Origin of the sequence: Rhodococcus sp. T2V (assembly GCF_029269925.1) — a bacterium.
GTDB classification, from domain to species: domain Bacteria; phylum Actinomycetota; class Actinomycetes; order Mycobacteriales; family Mycobacteriaceae; genus Rhodococcus_F; species Rhodococcus_F koreensis.
Genome location: NZ_JARJBD010000345.1, coordinates 1 through 679, shown reverse-complemented (window position 1 = coordinate 679; position 679 = coordinate 1). Strand labels below are relative to the sequence as shown.

The 679-nt window shown below is 67.3% G+C and carries 1 protein-coding gene; it reads left to right on the top strand.

Going from position 1 to position 679, the window contains the following annotated elements; all coding sequences use genetic code 11:
• Positions 1 to 32 precede the first annotated feature (32 nt).
• Positions 33 to 679: metallophosphoesterase (locus P3H15_RS54275; protein ID WP_276144867.1), on the top strand; the 647-nt coding region annotated here is incomplete at its 3' end.

Below are 679 nucleotides of genomic sequence, written 5' to 3'. Positions count from 1 at the left end.
TCACCTCATTCATCCCTTCGGAGGAGCTTTCCGTGAAGATCGTCCAGATCAGCGACACCCACCTGACCGCCCGCGGTGGCCGCACCCAGGAGAATTTCGACCGCGTCGTCGACTACGTCAACAACACCGTCAGGCCCGACCTCGTCGTGCACTCCGGCGACATCGTGATCATCCACCCCGACGACGACGCCGACCGCGCCCACGCCCGCACCCTGATGCAGAAGTTCACCGCCCCGGTCCTCGTCGTGCCGGGCAACCACGACATCGGCGAGCCCGGCGCGACCCCGTGGAAGGGCATCGGCGTCACCGACGAACGGATCGCCGCATTCGAGAAGGTGTGGGGCCCCGACCACTGGCGCCACGACACCGACGGCTTCACCGTCCTCGGCCTCGACAGTGAACTCTTCGGCTCGGGACTGGACCGGGAGACCGAACAGTGGACGTGGATCGAAAACACCGTCCGCGACATTCCGGCCACGCAGCGGGTGATCGTGTTCCTGCACAAGCCGATCTGGCAGGCGATCCCCGAGCCGAGCGAGCACGCCTTCGACATCGGAGACTCCCGCGCCCGCCTGCTGGAACTGCTCGAGACGGTGTCACTCGCCGCAGTCGGCAGCGGACACCTGCACTGCTACCGGCAGACCCGCCGCGGCGAGGCGATCGAGGTATGGGCACCGGC